This window comes from Nostoc sp. S13 (genome assembly GCF_029379315.1).
GTDB lineage: Bacteria > Cyanobacteriota > Cyanobacteriia > Cyanobacteriales > Nostocaceae > Nostoc.
This window is the reverse complement of the sequence record NZ_JAQYWQ010000001.1, coordinates 112,339-130,633: the sequence shown is the minus strand read 5'-3', so window position 1 is coordinate 130,633 and position 18,295 is coordinate 112,339. Positions and strand designations below refer to the sequence as shown.

Here is an 18,295-nt window from a genome sequence, read left to right as displayed (position 1 = left end):
ATTATGAGTTGGGATGCAAGTTGGGAAAACATATTCATCAGCCAGGAATGGGGAAAATATCCTCCAGAAGACGTTATTCGTTTCGTGGCGCGGAATTTTTATGTCTTTCCAGATAGAAAACAAATTAAATTGCTAGAAATCGGCTGTGGTACTGGAGCAAACGTCTGGTATATGAGTAGAGAAGGGTTTGATGTCTATGGAATTGATGGGTCAAATACTGCGATAGCTAAAGCAGAAAATTATTTAGACTCAGAAGGTTTAAAAGCCCATCTCCAAGTCGGAGATCTGATTTCCTTATCTAATTTTTATCCTCCCGCTTATTTTGATGCAGTGCTAGACATAGCGTGTTTGCAACATAACTCAATTGAAAACATTAAAATCATAGTAGAACAAGTTAAAACTATGCTCAAACCTGGGGGCAGAATCTTTTCTATGACCGTTGCTTCTGGATCATGGGGAGATGGCTTAGGGAAAGAAGTCGAACCAGGAACGTTCATTGAGATTACAGAAGGACCTTTAGAGGGTAAAGGGCTGTGTCATTTCTTCAATTTAGAAGAAGTGCAGCAACTCTCGAATTACTTTGCTGATGTGCAAATCGAATATTTAATTCGTAGTCTGAACAACCAACAACAATACTATAAGCATTGGCTTGTCGAAGGCAAAAAACAACTGTGAAATGGCAAATTTTTACTACTCAAGAGATAGAGGGGTGGTACAAAGCACTAGAGCATTTTCACTCAATAGATATCTATTTTCTTCCTGAGTATCATAGGGCGTATGAGTTAAATGGGGATGGAATAGCTTATGCTTTTGTTGCTCAAGATGAAGACCATCTTTGGTTTTACCCTTTCTTTGTACGTCCTATTAAGCAAGTCGGATCTGAAGTCGTAGACAAGCCTTGGTACGATATTGAAACAGTTTACGGATACAGTGGTCCGTTAAGTACTACCAACTATCCACCGTTTTTGACAAAGGTTCAAGTCGTTTTTTCTCAATGGTGCCAAGATAACCGCATCATTGCTGAGTTTATCCGCTTCAATCCACTCCTAGAAAATTACCAATACGTTGATCAGTCTTGTTGGATAATCCTCAATCGAGAAACAGTCGTTGTTAATTTAAAGGGATCTGAGCAAGACTTATGGACAAACTATCCTTCTGTCCACCGAAATATGGTCAATAAAGCTATTAAAAAGGGATTGGTTTGTACAGAAAGTTCTACATCAGAAAGCTTAGAAACCTTCCGACAACTGTATGGACAGACAATGAAACTTCTCGGTGCTATTCCCTATTACTACTTCTGTGAGTCTTACTTTAATTATTTATGGAGTAATCTAACTCAAGCAGTTAAACTATTCACAGTCAGATATGAAGAGCAGATTGTTACTGCTGGATTATTTCTGCAACACGGAGATTGCCTCCATTACCACTTAGCTGGCAGCGATCTCAATTATCGCTCATTTGCTCCTAACAATTTGCTCTTACACACAGTTGCACTATGGGGTCAAAAAAACGGCTTTCGCTGGTTGCATCTGGGAGGAGGACGAACCTCTGATCCCAAAGATGACCTCTTCCGCTTTAAAGCCAGCCTCTCGAAATTGTGCCTTCCTTTTTATATCGGTGGACGCATCCACAATGCAGCTATGTACGAAAAACTCTGCGTTAGTTGGATGCGTCAGCAAAAACTCGTCCAAAGGCCTAGCTACTTCCTTCTTTATCGCTTAACCTGAGCGAATCACTGTTATTTTCTGGTCATTTCTGGGAACTCTATTAATTGACACAACTTGGAAAGCTAATGGCTAAACTCTAGTTTTCAGCAAACGCTGGAAAGGATAAAATTGCCTCATTTCTCTTTGTTACATTAAGTGAACTTTCCAAATTGTGAACTGAAAACCCTGAATAGAACTAGGAAAATACTGTGAAAGACTGGAAAATAATACTGATTCCGCCACAACACTCGATTCGGGAAGCAATCCAGACAATTGATGTTAGTGCTCTGCAAATTGCACTGGTTGTCAACGAACAGCAGCAATTATTAGGAACTGTAACTGATGGAGATATCCGCCGAGCTATTTTGAAAGGGTTCTCGCTAGATGAACCTGTTTACCTAGCGATGAGTCCACAACCCATCACCGTCGATACAAATACGACTAATGATGAAATTATTGCTATGATGCGGCGAAAAAGTATTCGTCAAATACCTGTAATTGATTTAGACAGGCGAGTTGTAAAACTTGCATTACTAGAACAACTACTAGAAGTTACTAAGCGAGATAACTGGGTTATTTTAATTGCTGGTGGTTTAGGAACTCGGTTAGCTCCCTTAACTCACGATTGTCCAAAGCCCTTATTGAGAGTAGGCGGTAAACCAATTCTAGAAAATATCTTAGAGAGCTTTATTGACTGTGGATTTCACCAATTTTTTATTTCAGTCAATTACAAATCTCACATGATTGAAAACTACTTTAGCAATGGCTCACGGTGGGGAGTAAAAATTAAATATCTGCGTGAAACGCAACGTTTAGGTACTGCTGGTGGTCTGAGTTTGCTGCCGAAGCGTCCAGAATTACCTTTTTTTGTAATGAATGCGGATTTATTGACGAAAGTGAACTTCCATAAGATGCTCAATTTTCATCAAGAGCATGAAAGTAGGGCAACAATGGCTGTCACGGAGTATGATTTTCAGATACCTTTTGGTGTAGTTGATACAGAGCAACAAAAAATTATTAGTATTAGAGAGAAACCTCTATATAAGTTTCATATTAATACGGGGATTTATATTTTAGAGCCATCTTGTTTAGAGTCAATTCCTAAAGCAGAATACTACGATATGCCATCTTTATTTGAAACACTAATTCAAAAGCAAGAAAAAACCTCTGCTTTCCCCATTTGCGAATACTGGTTGGATATTGGAAGGATGAGTGATTTTGAGAAAGCCAATGAAGAATTTAGAGAGGTATTTGCATGATTCAAGGTAAAAAAGTCTTAGCAATTATTCCAGCCCGAGCAGGTTCAAAAGGAGTCCCGCGTAAAAATATTCGAGAAATAGGAGGCAAACCTCTGATTGCATGGACAATAGAAGAAGCTAATAAATCTAAGTATATAGACAGATTAATAATGTCATCAGAAGATGATGAAATCATTAGCATTTCCCAAAAATGGGGGTGTGAAGTTGCTTTTAAACGGCCTGTTGAACTGGCTCAGGATGACACCCCAGGAATTGCTCCTGTATTACACGCTTTAAATCAACTTCCTATATATGATTATGTTATCCTACTCCAGCCGACTTCCCCTTTGAGAAAGGTCATAGACATTGATAGTTGTCTTGAAGCTTGTGTTAGGTCTCAAAGTTATTCTTCTGTCTCAGTTACTAAATCTGATTCAAGTCCTTACTGGATGTATACCATAGATAAAGCTGGACAAATGAAGCCTTTTATCAAAACACACGATATTTATGAGCGTCGGCAAGATTTACCAAATATTTATTTATTAAATGGTGCAGTTTATGTTGCCCAAACAGCATGGCTTATAGAAAATAAAACCTTTATATCGGAAGGAACAACTCCATATGTTATGCCAATAGAACGTTCATTAGACATAGATACTGAATTAGATTTTAATCTGCTTCAACTGAGAATTAAAGAGACAGTTACTACTCAAACAATATACACTTGCTAATTTTATTACTAGAAAAACTATGTCTGAAATTAGGTTAGTTATAGTTCAAGGGCCAGCTCAACTGCTAACTATTCTCTCGGTTCTTCGTTCACAAGAAGAAAATGGAGAATATAGAAACTGCGATGACTTTTTGATAATGGGGGGGTATGGAGACCAAAAATTAAATAAAGTCTGTTTACAGATTTCTCAAATTTGGAAATTTAAAGAGAGGTTATCACTTCATGAATTTGAAAGCTTTTGTTCTGTAAAAGCTTGTGAATTTTTGACTGCGACAGATTTATTAAAGAAATATCTCAAGATTCCATTTGCAGATGTTGTTTATACTTGTCGCAACTGGCAATTTGTGAACGAAGTCTTTTTATCAGCTTATCCAAGCGCCCGTAAAATATGTTACGGAGATAGCTTAGGTTTATTAAATCTGAATAGTACTAATTCAATCAGTAAATCTCTAAATCCATCCGGGTTTATTCCTATAGATGATAGCTATCTTATTACACCTATTGATTGCGGAAAATCCTTTGATATTTGTAAGGTTAGACAGATTAAACCAGAGTTTTTTGAATACACTGTTGCTGATAGTGCTAAACAAATAGATGGGCTTAGTGAATATTGTAAAAATATTAGCAATCAATTTGGCAATTCACTAACAATTGCCCTGACATCCTATGAAACAGAAGCAGGATTGATCAAAAATTATCAAGATGAAATTAATTGTTACCTATCAAGTATCTTACCTTATACTCAAATAGGCGAAAATATTTTAGTCAAAGGTCACCTAAGGCAGCAACTCAATCAAGCACAGGTACTAGCTAGAGAATTATGTAAACATAAGCGTAATGCCTTAGTTATTCCAGAATGGTTTACTAGAGTGCCTATTGATCTATTTTGTGTCTTTTTGAAAATTACAAAAGCATTTACGTCTTATTCCTCAGCATGTGTATCAATTGCTTATCTTTGTCAAAGCGAATTGGTGATAGGATATGGGGAAAAAATAATCAACAAATTTTATGAGAATAATGTTGGAGAAGAAAAACTTATATATGAACATATTTTCTCTTTAGCCGTCAAGCAAGCTTATACGAAAAAGTTTGAACCAATAAAATTTCTAGACATAAGAGAACAAATTACAGAATTTCATCAAGATCCAATCTGGATTAAACCAACCACCAACATGCAATACCAAATCCAATCCCAAGTCACAGAAAAAGATATTATTCAGTGGTTTCATCAACTTTACTATAATGCTGCCCAGCAACGAGGGCTAACGTGGCAAAAAACTTACTGGATGGGAATACCAGTTTATAAGTGTCCTCTAGATTTATGGATTTACCAGGAAATTATATTTAAAATTAAGCCAGAAATTATTATTGAAACTGGAACTCTTTATGGCGGTAGTGCTTTGTTTTTGGCACAAATGTGTGACATAATTAGAAACGGTGAAATTGTGAGTATTGACATCCAAGAGCGCCCCAATCGACCCCAGCATCCGCGCATTTCTTATTGGCTTGGTTCTTCAACATCTGATGCTATGATAGAACAGGTGCGGCGAAAAACAGCTAATAAAAGCTCAGTAGTGGTGATTTTGGACTCTGATCATCGTGCAGAACATGTACTGCAAGAGTTGTATTTATATAGTCCATTTGTGACGCCTGGAAGCTATCTTATTGTCGAGGACACCAATATCAACGGTCATCCCGTGTACTCTGAGTATGGGCCAGGACCGATGGAAGCTGTTCAAGCTTTTATGCAGGAAGATTCGTCTTTCGATATAGACCAAGAATGCGAAAAATTATACTTAACTTTTAATCCTTCAGGGTATTTAAAGAAACGTAATATTCAAATATTAAATAATTTCACTAATAAATTCTCTCTTTATATTCAAGAGTATCAAAAAGACCCTGGTGATCCATTAGCGCTCGCTAACTTGCGTCAGTTACGTTATGAAACCGCTACTGAATTATTGAATTTACAAACTTCTCAGATTGAAAGCCTGTATATGGGAGAATTGGGTAAAAAGTATCAATTACTACTAAAACTTGGTTTAAAAAATGAGCAATTAGCTGTTAACGAACAAACTTTAGTTGATGAAGTGCTTACCGATATCTTTAGAGGAGTTAATGATCCTCATACAATAATTCAGTATCTAATGGTAGCTATGCTTTATCTAGATCCTCAGCAGTTACCAGCACCCCCTGAGATTATACACATACCTCATTGGTTACTAAATGATTATGAGACATATCTGTTTAATTCCCATTCCTACTTCCAAAAAATTGGAGACGCAGATAATTACTACCGCTATATCCAATGTTGGATTGATTACTTACATAGTGGAATTCTAGAACGGAATAATTCTGAGCAATGGAATGATTTTTTAGAGTGCTTTGTAAAAAATGCTAATTTTATTCCTGTTTACTTTAATGATGCCAATCTTCAAGATATTTATGTCAAAAGAGCAAAGATTATAGAGTATTTTCTCACAACTAGAAACTATGGCATAGATTATGAATTCGCTGAAAACCCTGTAGGCGGAAAAAAAATTACTTTAGGTATATTAGCCAGCAATTTTCTCCCATCAGCCGAAACATTTGCGGCTCTTCCTGTTTATGAATATATCAGTAGAGATTTTGAAGTAATTTTGTATTCTCTTAATCAAACTGGTCATCAACTAGAGCAATATTGCCAAAGCTGTGCAAACTCCTTTAAACTACTACCACAAGATTTAACAGAACAGGTAAATATTATTCGTGCTGATGATCTCGATATATTATTCATTGCTACCAATGTGACGGCAGTAACGAATCAAATCTGCCTGTTATCAATGCATCGGTTAGCTAGAATACAAGTCACGAGTGGCGGATCTGTGGTAACAACAGGAATGCGGCATATTGATTATTACATCTCTGGTACACTAACTGATCCATCGGCAACGGCAGAACAGCAATATCAAGAAAAGTTGATGAAACTGGAAGGAACTGCTCATTGCTTTAGTTATGGTAATGAAAAAGACAAGGTAATTGTAAAAAGTGAGCGACAAAGTTTAGGTATTCCTGACGATGCTGTTATTTTTATCTCTGCCGCTAACTACTTCAAAATTATCCCTGAACTGATTGATACGTGGGCAAAAATAATTTTTGCTGTTCCCAACTCCGTTTTAGTCCTTCTGCCATTTGGTCCAAATTGGTCAAACGCTTATCCTAAAAAAGCTTTTGTGAACCACTTGAATAAAGTATTTTCAAAGCATGGAATAACAGCAGATCAATTGATAGTCTTAGATCCTCAACCTGTACCAAATCGACAAGAAGTTAAAGCATACTTTGCTATTGCCGATGTTTACCTAGATTCTTTTCCATTTGCTGGAACAACTTCATTGATAGAGCCACTACAGGTTAATTTACCAGTAATTACTAGACGGGGAACTACCTTTCGGTCTACAATGGGGGCTGCAATGGTGCAAGTATTAGATGTACCTGATTTAGTTGCGGATAGTGAAGAGTCTTATATACAGTTAGCGATCACACTGGGAACTGATCCTGAATTACGCCAACAAAAGAGCGACCAAATCAAAGAAAAAATGCAAGGTAATCCTAGTTTTCTAGATAGCCGCTCTTACTCAGCTAAAATAGGCAGCCTCTTCCAAGAACTATTTAGTAAATATCTTACAGATACTCTGAGTCAAAATTTCCGCTTAAAAGATATTAACCTCATTATTTTCCCAGACTGGTCAGAGCCAGAAGACCTACTATATCAAGATTTAGCAAGTGTCATTTCTACTCTCACTACTCACCCAGATAAAAGTCATATAACTCTCCTGATAGATACTCATAACGTTTCTGAGGAAGAAGCTGATATGCTTTTATCGTCTTTGACCATGAATTTGCTCATGGAGGGTGATGTAGATATAACTGAGGGGCCAGAAATTTCTCTACTAGGCAAGATGAGTGATACACAATGGAAAACTCTTTTGCCTAGAATTAATACTCGAATTGCTTTAGCAACAGATAATCAACAGGCGATCGCCCAAGCGAAAGCAGAAACTCTTCCTTACAAATTGCTTTCAATCAACTGACGGTATTCGCTCTTTTGCTTCACACCTTTAACTTCCTTCACCAGTTCCTTATTTTTGAATAATTGAACTGTTGGCGTTCCGGTCACACCAGCATTTTCAGCAATATCTCGGTCTTTGTCGATGTCAATTTCCACAAAGTGAATTTTGCTGTCAAATTCATCCACCACTTTATTTAAAATTGGCTTCAGGGTATGACAAGGGCCGCAACCAGGAGAGACGTATTTAACCATGAGTAAGCGATCGCTTTCATGGAACAATTTCCGTAAAGCATAACCTCCCTGATGGCGCGTCCCATTCAAATTAAATTCAGCTTCTTCCTCGGCTTCAGTCTTTTTGGCTGGCTGATGTTCTAATTCATTATTTGCTGTTTCTGACTGTTGATGAAATTCTTGAATTAAGCCACTGAATGATAACCAACGTTCTGCTAACATCGCTGCCATACAACCAGTACCCGCAGCCGTAATTGCTTGCCGAAACTCATGATCTTGCACGTCGCCAGCAGCAAAAACGCCCTCCACACTGGTTTCTACAGTACCGTGCTTGGTGACAACGTAACCCACCTCATCCAGTTCTAATTGCCCCTTAAATAGAGAGGTATTCGGACTGTGACCAACAGCGTAGAATAAACCCTTAGCGTGCAGTTGGCTCACTTCACCAGTTTTGGTATTGCGGACTTTCACCCCTTCCATATGACCGTTACCGAAGATATCTACAGCCTCTGTATTCCAATGCACCTGGATTTTTGGATTGCTCAAAACCCTGTCTTGCATGGCTTTAGAAGCCCGCATCTTATCAGTGCGTACCAACATATTCACCTTAGAGCCGTATTTGGTGAGGTAAATTGACTCTTCCGCCGCCGAGTCGCCAGCACCAATTACAGCCAATTCTGCGCCGTGAAAAATTGGTGTTGCACCATCGCAAATCGCACAAGCAGAAATTCCCCGACTCCAAAATTCATGTTCGTTAGGTAAACCCAAACGCTTTGCAGTTGCACCAGTAGCAATGACGATGCTGTTAGTTTTAATTTCCCTTTCTTGCGATCGCACTATAAAGGGACGCTGACTCAAGTCAACTGAGATAACATCTTCAGTATATAGTTCAGCCCCCCATCGCTCCGCCTGTGCCTTCATCTGATCCATGAGTTCCGGCCCGGTAATGCCTTGGGGAAACCCAGGAAAGTTCTCGACTTCCGTGGTTGTCATTAGTTGCCCACCAGGTAAACCCCCGGCTTGGAAACCTTCAAATACAACGGGTTTCAGGTTGGCGCGTCCGGCATAAATGGCGGCTGTGTACCCTGCTGGACCAGAACCGATAATTACTAAGTTTTCTACTGTGGGGTTAGTGATGACCATATCCAAACTCATAACGACTACGTTTAATATAGCATAATAAACTGTGATTGACTACGTCAGATGGTAAGCGATGTCTGCGACGGGCTACGCCTACGCAAAATGCCTACGGTACTATGCGCTCAATACTTTTAAAACATCCTCTGAACCGTTATCAATAAGTTCAAAAAATATCTCTGGTAGTTCCTTTATAAGTTCATAAAAAATTACATCTGTTTTCATTGATGCTACTAATGGCAAACTATACAGCCGTTTTTCTTTGAATACAATACATTGTAGCTTTCGTATAGTGCGGTACTTATGATACATATAAGAGTATTTTCTGTAATATTATGTCTTTCACCATTACAGACTTAGAGGAGCTACAAACCGAGCATCCAGAATGGCAGATGGAGCTGGTAGAAGGGAAAATTATAGTTATAGGGCCATCAGATTACGAGTCAGAAGAAATTGGCACTCGGTTGAGTACCTTCTTGAATATTTAGGTAATGTCGCGCAAGCTAGGGCGAGTGACTGGCTCTAGCGCAGGCTTCATATTATCTAGAATAGAAGAGGACGACTTAGAAAAAAGAAACTTACGTGCTCCTGATGTGTCTTTTGTTAAAGCTGAACGACTGAAAAAAACCAAACGCGATTTTGTAGAGTTAGTTCCAGACCTGATGGTTGAAATTAAATCTAAAAGCGACAGAATCAAACCACTTGAGGAGAAGATTCAGTTATTTTTGCAACTTGGATCTGTAGTCGGCATATTGATTGACCCTGACAAATTGACAGTAACGATTTATCGAATAAACCAAGCTCCGGTGGAATTGCACAATGGCGACACGCTGATACTACCAGACTTGCTACCAGGTTGGGAACTGGCAATATCAGAGTTGTGGCCACCTGAGTTTGAATAAGGCACTTCCACAATTAAAATTGAGAATCTAGCCCCTGATGTTGACCAAGCGCTTAGTGATGTTTGTGTGATTTGGGATGGAAGGATTCTGGATTATGTAATTGTATCTCCTCAAACTTTTTTTCTGAAGGTGATAGGAAAGCGATCGCAGGTGGGTAAGTTACATCTAGAACACGCAATCACTTTCTACCCCCGGAAAACACTTATGAAAACCGAACTAAAAGCCAAATTTCTCCAACACATCCTCACCAAGAAGAAGGGAGATGAAGGTTTTACACTTATTGAATTACTAGTAGTAATTATCATCATCGGTATTTTGTCTGCGATCGCCCTGCCTTCTTTCTTGAACCAAGCTAACAAAGCCAAGCAGTCGGAAGCTAAAACATATACAGGTTCCATGAACCGCGCACAGCAAGCTTATTACTTAGAAAATACTGCATTTACAAGTTCAATTGGTACTTTAGGACTTGGTATTGCAACACAAACCGTAAATTACAAATACGCGGCTGTTGTAGATACGCTCGGTACTACAGTAGCCAACCAAGGAATAGTAATACTTGCCACTGCGCCTCTCAAAGCCTATATTGGTGGTGTAGAGCTGACAACCCAAGCTGCTACCAGTGAAGCTACTACCATAGCTGTTTTGTGTGAATCTAATACCGCTATGGTTAACGGTGGTACAAATGCAACTGGCGCTACATTTGCCTACACCGCTGGATCAGCTAGTTGTCCTGCCAATTTCACCTCTTTGGCTAAGTAACCAACCAAGGACAAGGAGTATCTAAATTGTCTCTCAGCTAAATATTTTTCCAAGTGGGTAGATGCTTCTATCCACTTTATTTCCATTATGTAAGTCGTTCACAATTATATTTCTCATAAAATTTTCTCAGAGAATCACAATGATTACTGATATATATAATTGGCAAAATCAAGCTGAACAATACTTTATTCAAGAAAAATATTCGCAAGCAGCACAGTTATATGAGCAAGCAATAGCGATAGAACCAAATGCTATTTCTTATTATTGGCATTTAGGACTACTATTGCTATTACAAGGGCAAGAAGCAGAAGCTCAAATGACTTGGATGCTGCCAATGACAGAGGCAGATGAAGAACAGTTACAAATTTGGACAAATGAACTATTTCAAGTTTTGCAAATAGAAGCTGAAAGGCGTGAAACACTGGCGGAATATTCTCTTGCTTGGTTAATTCGCCAGCATATGCGGGAAATTAACCCTAGTTATATAAATAATTTGCTTCAAATTCTTATACTTTCTATCAAGTTGCAAAAATTTGAAGAAATTGATAGTTTGAATGAGTGGGGATTAATTGAAAGCTTAAATGCAAAAGAAAATATAGAAATTAATACCGAATTATTAATCCAATTTTTAAAAGAATTTTTAAATACTGTTACTTTACATGAAATTAATCTAAATTTAATAGAAGCTAGTCTACCTTATTTCTCTGATACTCATCAATGCTTCTCTATCCTGCTTCCTGCTGCTATGGAAATTGGTCATACTTTGCGGCAGCCTTTACTAGCAGCATCTCTGCTAGAATTGCATTTACGATTGGAGCCAGATAATGTAGAAATTTTGCGGCACTTAGCGACTTTTTATCAAGATGCTCGTAATTATTCTCAAGGTATAGAGACAGCTAGATTGTGTTATTCCTTATCAGAAAGCTTGGCTGATAAAATTTTTGCACTCCATTTGCTGTTAAGGGGTCTAATGTCAGCAGGAGGATATTGGCAAGAGATATGTACAACTTGTCAAGAATTGGAAACTGTGTTTCAACAGTTTATTAAAGCTGAACGAATTCCTTTAGAAGAAGGAAGAATATTACGGTTACTTACGCCATCTTTTGCGATACCTCACATTAAAGATGCCCCTGCTGAATTTCGAGCTATTCATAATCAGTTAGCTGAGATTTTTAATAATTATATTCAATCTTTTGGCCAATCAGAAGGAAAGAACTATACTCATAAAATCATTAATCATCAATCTTTAACAAACTATCCGAAAAAATTAAAAATAGGTTATATATCTTACGCTTTCAGAAATCATTCTGTTGGTTGGCTAGCTCGTTGGTTATTTCAACATCATGATCGAGATAAATTTGATATTCATACTTATTTTGTTAACTACAAATTAGCAACTGATTATCTCCAAGAGTGGTATCTAGGTCAGGCAGGAAAAGCTCGTCAATTAGGTATGAATGGCTGGGAAATTGCTGACCAGATATATCAAGATGAAATTGATATTTTAATCGACCTTGATAGTATCACTCTAGATATTACCACTGAAGTGATGGCACTCAAGCCAGCCCCAATTCAAGTTACTTGGCTGGGGTGGGATGCATCAGGCATACCTGCAATTGATTACTTTATCGCAGACCCTTATGTACTGCCAGATAATGCACAAAATTACTATACAGAGAAAATCTGGCGATTACCCCAAACTTACATAGCAGTAGATGGTTTTGAAGTTGGTGTACCAACTCTCCGCCGCGATGACTTGGATATTCCTATGGATACCGTTGTATATCTCAGCGCCCAAAGAGGATATAAACGCCATCCAGAAACGACAAGGTGGCAAATGCAAATTATTAAACAAGTACCTAACAGCTACTTTTTGATTAAAGGACTTGCTGAGGAGGAAACAATTAAACGCTTCTTTTACCAAATTGCTGAAGAAGAAGGTGTAGATTGTTCTCGATTACGATTTTTACCAATAGTTCATTCAGAGGCAGTTCATCGTGCTAATTTAGGCATTGCTGATATTGTATTAGATACATTTCCCTACAACGGAGCGACAACAACTCTAGAAACATTGTGGATGGGCATCCCTTTGGTGACGCGAGTTGGTGAACAATTTGCAGCTCGTAATAGCTACACCATGATGATGAATGCGGGTATTACAGAAGGCATTGCTTGGACGGATGAAGAGTATATAGAATGGGGTGTACGTTTGGGAAAGGATGAAGTTTTACGCCAGCAAGTTGCTTTGAAGCTGAAAGCATCGCGGCAAACAGCATCACTATGGAATGGCAAACAGTTTACCCGTGAGATGGAAAAGGTTTATGAGCAGATGTGGCAGAAGTATATTGAGGGAAAATAAGCTCCTATAGCGTTTTTCGTTTTTATGCAATATACTTTGATCTCTCTCCAAACCTCTCTCCTAAAAGGAGAGAGGCTTTGAATCTTACTCCCCTTCCCTACAAGGGAAGGGGCTGGGGGTTAGGTCTGTTTTAAACTCAACTGAGAAGCGCTGGCCATTGATAGCAATTGTTCGTAATCCTTTGGTGTATCAATATCGATATCCCCTAGTGGAAACGAAATAGAAAACACTTCATTCAGATTATTATTAATAACTTTTTTTGCTCCTGAAGTTTCTTTCAAAGCAGCAAGTTCTGAAAAAAATCTCTGACTAAATAGAGCAGGTACACCTAATGTACCCCCATATTCACAAGCAATGATCGGCTTTTTTGCCGAATAATAGGTATCCACTAGTTGATTAATAATTTGGTGAGAAACAAATGGCTGGTCGCAAAGTGTAATAATTACTGCTTCTATTTTTTGAGGAAGATTATTCAACAATTCAATACCGCTTTTGATTGAAGCACTCATTCCACAAGCCCAATCCAAGTTATTAACTACTCTAACGGGAAGTTGCTTAATTTGGGGATAAATCTGTTCTGCATTTGCTCCAAGTACTACTACTACAGGTTGACAAACTGAAGCGATCGCTATTTCTATAATGTATTCCAAAAAACTACGTCCTTGGTAAAGCAATAGTTGTTTTGGTGTACCCATACGAGTCGATGCACCCGCAGCAAGAATCATAATTGCTATGGTTGATTTTTGATTGTCTATTTGCTCAGTGTTAAATACCATAACAGATAAAAACTATGTGGTAAGTAGCAAGTTTAAGCTGCTTTCATAGCATTGGTGAATTGGTTGATTGCGATTTCTTAAGAAATTACCACTGCGGTTTTTAAGTACTGCTTGAATTTCAGCAATAATCGCGATCGCTATTCCTTCAGGTGTATCTGCTCCAATGTCAATCCCAATCGGGCCATGCAATCTTTTTAATTCTTCAGTAGTATAAACTATTCCTTGCGAATGTAAATCTTCAAGCAATCTTTCAGTACGCAGCTTTGGGCCTAAAACCCCTATGTAGCGTGCAGGAGATGGCAGCAACATTTTCAAGATTTCCCGATCGTCAAGGTAATTATGCGTCATCACCACAGCAACTGTGTAGTCATCTATAAATACCTGTTTATGTACAATTTCTCGCCGACTAAGAATGATATCACAAGCTATTGGAAATCGCTCTTTAGTTGCCTCATTAGCTCGACAATCGACTATAGTAACTTCCCAACCTAATGCTTGAGCAAACTGTGCTACGGGTACAGCGTCATAACCTGCACCAAATATTACTAGAGGTGTGGGTGGTTGAATCACTTCAATGAAAACTTCTGCACTGCCTAAGGGTAGCTGATAGTTCTTTACGCTTGACTTTTGATTAGCAAAGGCTGCTTGAGTATCTGCAATTAGAGATGGAATTAAATTTGGATCTTTGATGTCAGTGATAATTTTACCATCAGGATAGAGCAGTAAGCGCGACCCAAGTTTGACATTGACTGCGCCTTCAAAGGCAAAGACTGTGGCAATAATACCCAAATGTTTTTTATTAAAGCACTCCTGGGTAAAAGCGATCGCATTCGGTGTACTTTCTCTCTCAAGACGTTCGATGAGAACTTGCACTATCCCATTGCACCCTAGACCAAAGCCCCAAAGAATATCTTCAGAAGCGGTGTTATCGTAAGTAACAACAATTGGTTCGCCATCGGACATTCGTTGTTGAGTATGCTCATATACGTCGTTCTCCAAGCAACCAGCGCTGATTGTTCCGATCATCCGACCTGTATTTGTGATCAACATTTTGGCACCCGGTCGGCGATAGGTTGAACCTTCAGTTTTGACTACAGTCGCGAGGAAAGTGATTTCACCACTTTTTTGACTTGACTCGAAGCCTTGTAAAATTGCTTGTAATTCGTTCATTTGATTGCTTATTTTTCGGTTTCTAGCAGTTTGTCAGCTTAAGCAGGCAGTCCCAATGAAAACAATGTGATGACTGTGCCATTGTGCATCGCTGATAGTGTCAAACACTCCTTCGATTTGCCGCCCGTTAACGATTACAGTCTATACGTTAGACTGACTGCGTTGTTTACCGCACTTCGGCAAGGCTCAGTGACCACCGCAGCATCGCGGTGTTGTACTACTCAAGATAAGCGAAAATAGCGCTGAAATCATGCCCCACAGGATAGTTGTCAACTTGAGTCATTTATCTATCATTAGAATTAGCACGGAATACTGATTTTCCGGAACTGACAGTGAATACTCTCAACCAGCCGCAAGATTACAGAATTTTATGTTATCTTTTGTGCCGCAGGAAATGAAAGACCCTGCTCCTTACCATCTATTGACAAGCATCGTTGCTTCTCGCCCAATTGCATGGGTGTCTTTGCCGTAAAGATTTAAGTTTTTTCTTCAAATGAATTCATACACTGAAACAGAATTCCTGGTTGGTGATATTCCGTACCAAATGTTCATTCAATGTTACCGGCCAAGGAAAGACCGAAATTCAGTTCCTATTGTGCTTTTACACGGCGCTTTTCATACAGGTACTTGCTTTGTCAAAACACCCGATAATCGCCAAGGTTGGGCAGTATATCTGACAGAACAAGGCTGGGAAACCTACATTGTTGACTGGCCAGGGCATGGTCGATCAGGCTGTGTCCCAGATTTTCCTACGATGCCATATGAACGGGTAATTGATGCTACTGTGGCGCTACTTCAACAAATTGGCCCGGCTATCATTCTTACTCACAGTATGTCTGGTGTCGTTGGTTGGCAGATAGCACAAACCCATCTCAAACTTGTTAAAGCTATTGTAGGCATTGCACCAGGGCCACCAGCCAATCTATTACCAGTGATCACAAAAGACTCTGATGAGGCTTTTCTGGAAGACCGTCCACGTATTCAGTCGCGTGAAGAAACTAAAAAATACTTCACTAACTCAGATAATTTTCCGCAAGAGGTATTTGAGAATTACTTTTGTAGTTTAGTCGCTGAGAGTGCGCGAATTAGCAACCAGCGCCGAAATGTTGAAGGACAAGGGCTTTATATTTACCACCCTCAGGTACTATTTGATATTCCCATCTTAGTGATTACAGGCGATCAAGACCCGCGCCATTCTCGTGAGGTAGATGCAGAAACTGCAAAATACTTCCGGGGTGATTTTATTTGGCTTCCTGAAGTTGGACTTCCTGGTCATGGTCATATGCAAATGCTTGAACACGGTAACTTAGCTATTGCTGAGGTGTTTATCAATTGGCTGCATAGCAAAGGTCTATAGCGCTTGCCGACTTGGTGAGGTACGTTTTTAAATCTGCTTAGTACAGCTTTGCGTAAAATCGTCGCGAATTGAGGGTTGAAATTTCAACGCAAAGGGGAGGCAGCGCGTTGCGGTGAATCCAGCGCTGTAGGCGGGTTTCCCGCCGTAGGCGACTGGTGAACCCGAAGGGGGGTTCCAAGAGTTGTAGCGACTGCCGTCGCGCAGAGGGAAGCGCAGAGGCACGCAGAGAATTCGCTATGAATTAATGAAATGTTGTACTTAGTTTCCTAGAGAGGTCTTTTCTAAGTTCGTGCTTCTTGGGATTGGTGAGCATAAATCATGTAAGAAATAACTGGGGGTTCATCGCCTTGATGAAAGGCAAAAACCCTTTCGCGAATCTCTCGATCTGCCACTGTAAACCGTTCATACTGACGTAAATGATCCACCCAAGACTCGACGATAAACGTCTCTAAGTAGCGATTCGGCTGACCTGTATCATGAAAGATGCCCCAGCGAATCGCCCCATCTCGTAACCGCACCACTCGCAGGGCATTAATTGCTGCAATGAATTCCTCTGCTTGCTCTGGGTCAATACAATATTCAAGTGTGACTAAAACCGGGCCTTCTTCTGGTTGCAATTCAATTACTACTAGAGGTTCCGCTCGTCGTAATGCTGGAGCTAAATCAAGTTTTCCTGAGAGCAAACGGTAACGCCGCGCTGTGAACGTTCCCAGCACTAAGCCAATGGCAGCAACAAATAAGGCACTCGGTGTTCCCCAATGTTCTGCTGCTACACCCCAAACAATACTGCCAATTGCTGAACCTCCTTGAAATACCATTTGATAAGTTCCCAGCGCCCGCGCCTGCACCCAAGCCGGAACAGCAAGCTGCACTGTGATATTCAAGCTGGATGTCATAGTTGTCCAGGCAATCCCAGCGGCCACCAAAGCCAGCAACACCAAAGGTACATTGTGAATGAATGCCAGAATTAATGTGGCGATCGCAAATACCAGAGTTCCTGCAATCACAACTCCATCAATTGTAAGATGTTGCCGCACTTGTGGCATCAAAATCGCCCCGACAATCGCCCCCAATCCAAAGCAACCGAGTAGTAAACCATACCCACCGGCTCCCTGTCGCAAATCCTGCTGTGCCACCAAAGGCAGCAACGCTAACAAAGCACTGGTGCAACTGGTTAAAACAGCCGCTCGAATTAACACGGCTTGGAGAGCGGGAGAAAAGCGGACATAGCGAATACCAGCCCGCATAGAACCTAATACTCGCTCTGCGGGCAGGGCGCTTTGGTAAAGCGGTTTGCGCTGCCAACGGTAAAGGATGAAAATCACTGCAACAAACGAGAGGGCATTAATCAAAAAGACGACTCCGGCATTTGCCGCTACCAAAATCAAGCCAGCGATCGCTGGGCCAACTGCTCGGGCAATGTTAAACCCAGCACTATTTAATGCAATGGCAGCCATGAGTTGCGATCGCGGTACTAGTTCTGGTACAATTGCTTGCCAAGCTGGGCCATTCATTGCCGCTCCTAAGTTAAGCAAAAACGTCAGCGCTAGCAGTGACCACGGTGTAATCGTACCTGCAAAAATCAATCCACTCAAGATCAGTGCAGCAACCAGCATCCAGACTTGCCAAAATAGCAGTAATCGACGGCGATCAAAAATATCTGCGGTTGCTCCGGCTGGTAGTCCTAATAGCAGCACTGGCAAAGTTGCGGCTGTTTGCATGAGTGCCACTAACAGGGGAGAGGTAGTCAGAGAAGTCATTAGCCAAGCTCCCGCCGTGTCCTCCATCCAACCTCCAATGTTGGACACAATTGAGGCAATCCAGCGATCGCGAAACAAAGAGTTACGGAGCGGACTCCAAGCAGAGGTTGTCATGACTGCGG

The 18,295-nt window shown here is 40.0% G+C and carries 12 protein-coding genes and 1 pseudogene; 9 read left to right on the top strand and 4 right to left on the bottom strand.

The window, feature by feature from the left end; genetic code table 11:
* The first annotated feature begins 3 nt into the window (after positions 1-3).
* The 5 genes from PUQ00_RS00585 (at position 4) to PUQ00_RS00565 (ending at position 7,744) form a co-directional block, all read left to right on the top strand.
* A complete protein-coding gene (locus PUQ00_RS00585; RefSeq protein ID WP_300412071.1) occupies positions 4-675 on the top strand; it encodes a class I SAM-dependent methyltransferase in 672 nt (223 codons plus the stop codon).
* The gene (locus PUQ00_RS00580; RefSeq protein ID WP_300412069.1) at positions 672-1,727 is read left to right on the top strand and encodes a GNAT family N-acetyltransferase; all 1,056 of its coding nucleotides are present in this window, start codon (positions 672-674) and stop codon (positions 1,725-1,727) included. Before PUQ00_RS00585 ends, PUQ00_RS00580 begins: the two co-directional genes overlap by 4 nt.
* 188 nt (positions 1,728-1,915) lie before the next feature.
* Entirely contained in the window at positions 1,916-2,965 is a 1,050-nt protein-coding gene (locus PUQ00_RS00575; protein WP_300412067.1) for a nucleotidyltransferase family protein, read from the top strand.
* The gene (locus PUQ00_RS00570) at positions 2,962-3,675 is read left to right on the top strand and encodes an acylneuraminate cytidylyltransferase family protein (RefSeq protein WP_300412065.1); all 714 of its coding nucleotides are present in this window, start codon (positions 2,962-2,964) and stop codon (positions 3,673-3,675) included. Before PUQ00_RS00575 ends, PUQ00_RS00570 begins: the two co-directional genes overlap by 4 nt.
* A 19-nt stretch (positions 3,676-3,694) precedes the next feature.
* Entirely contained in the window at positions 3,695-7,744 is a 4,050-nt protein-coding gene (locus PUQ00_RS00565; protein ID WP_300412063.1) for a CmcI family methyltransferase, read from the top strand.
* Here the strand turns inward: PUQ00_RS00565 and trxB are convergent.
* Positions 7,720-9,090 (bottom strand): thioredoxin-disulfide reductase, encoded by a 1,371-nt coding sequence (gene trxB / locus PUQ00_RS00560; RefSeq protein WP_300412162.1) that lies wholly within the window; start codon positions 9,088-9,090, stop codon positions 7,720-7,722. The genes PUQ00_RS00565 and trxB overlap by 25 nt on opposite strands.
* Positions 9,091-9,425: 335 nt before the next feature.
* Here trxB and PUQ00_RS00555 point away from each other — a divergent pair.
* The 3 genes and pseudogenes from PUQ00_RS00555 to PUQ00_RS00545 all read left to right on the top strand — a co-directional run bounded on the left by PUQ00_RS00555 (position 9,426) and on the right by PUQ00_RS00545 (position 13,110).
* Positions 9,426-9,992 (top strand): annotated as a pseudogene (locus PUQ00_RS00555) (Uma2 family endonuclease).
* A 204-nt stretch (positions 9,993-10,196) separates the two neighbouring features.
* The gene (locus PUQ00_RS00550) at positions 10,197-10,751 is read left to right on the top strand and encodes a type IV pilin-like G/H family protein (RefSeq protein ID WP_300412060.1); all 555 of its coding nucleotides are present in this window, start codon (positions 10,197-10,199) and stop codon (positions 10,749-10,751) included.
* A gap of 139 nt (positions 10,752-10,890) precedes the next feature.
* Positions 10,891-13,110, top strand: a complete 2,220-nt coding sequence (locus PUQ00_RS00545; protein WP_300412058.1) for a tetratricopeptide repeat protein — start codon at positions 10,891-10,893, stop codon at positions 13,108-13,110.
* A 119-nt stretch (positions 13,111-13,229) separates the two neighbouring features.
* Here the strand turns inward: PUQ00_RS00545 and PUQ00_RS00540 are convergent, their stop codons facing one another.
* Together PUQ00_RS00540 and PUQ00_RS00535 are read right to left on the bottom strand one after the other, a co-directional pair.
* A complete protein-coding gene (locus PUQ00_RS00540; RefSeq protein WP_300412056.1) occupies positions 13,230-13,886 on the bottom strand; it encodes a nucleotidyltransferase family protein in 657 nt (218 codons plus the stop codon).
* Positions 13,887-13,898: 12 nt separating this feature from the next.
* Positions 13,899-15,056 (bottom strand): XdhC/CoxI family protein, encoded by a 1,158-nt coding sequence (locus tag PUQ00_RS00535; RefSeq protein ID WP_300412053.1) that lies wholly within the window; start codon positions 15,054-15,056, stop codon positions 13,899-13,901.
* Between the two features lie 493 nt (positions 15,057-15,549).
* Here PUQ00_RS00535 and PUQ00_RS00530 point away from each other — a divergent pair, with 493 nt between their 5' ends.
* Positions 15,550-16,413: an alpha/beta fold hydrolase gene (locus PUQ00_RS00530; protein WP_300412051.1), complete on the top strand. Its 864-nt coding sequence runs from the start codon at positions 15,550-15,552 to the stop codon at positions 16,411-16,413.
* Positions 16,414-16,694: 281 nt separating this feature from the next.
* Here PUQ00_RS00530 and PUQ00_RS00525 read toward each other — a convergent pair whose 3' ends face one another.
* Positions 16,695-18,287: an MFS transporter gene (locus PUQ00_RS00525; protein ID WP_300412049.1), complete on the bottom strand. Its 1,593-nt coding sequence runs from the start codon at positions 18,285-18,287 to the stop codon at positions 16,695-16,697.
* Between the last annotated feature and the right edge of the window lie 8 nt (positions 18,288-18,295).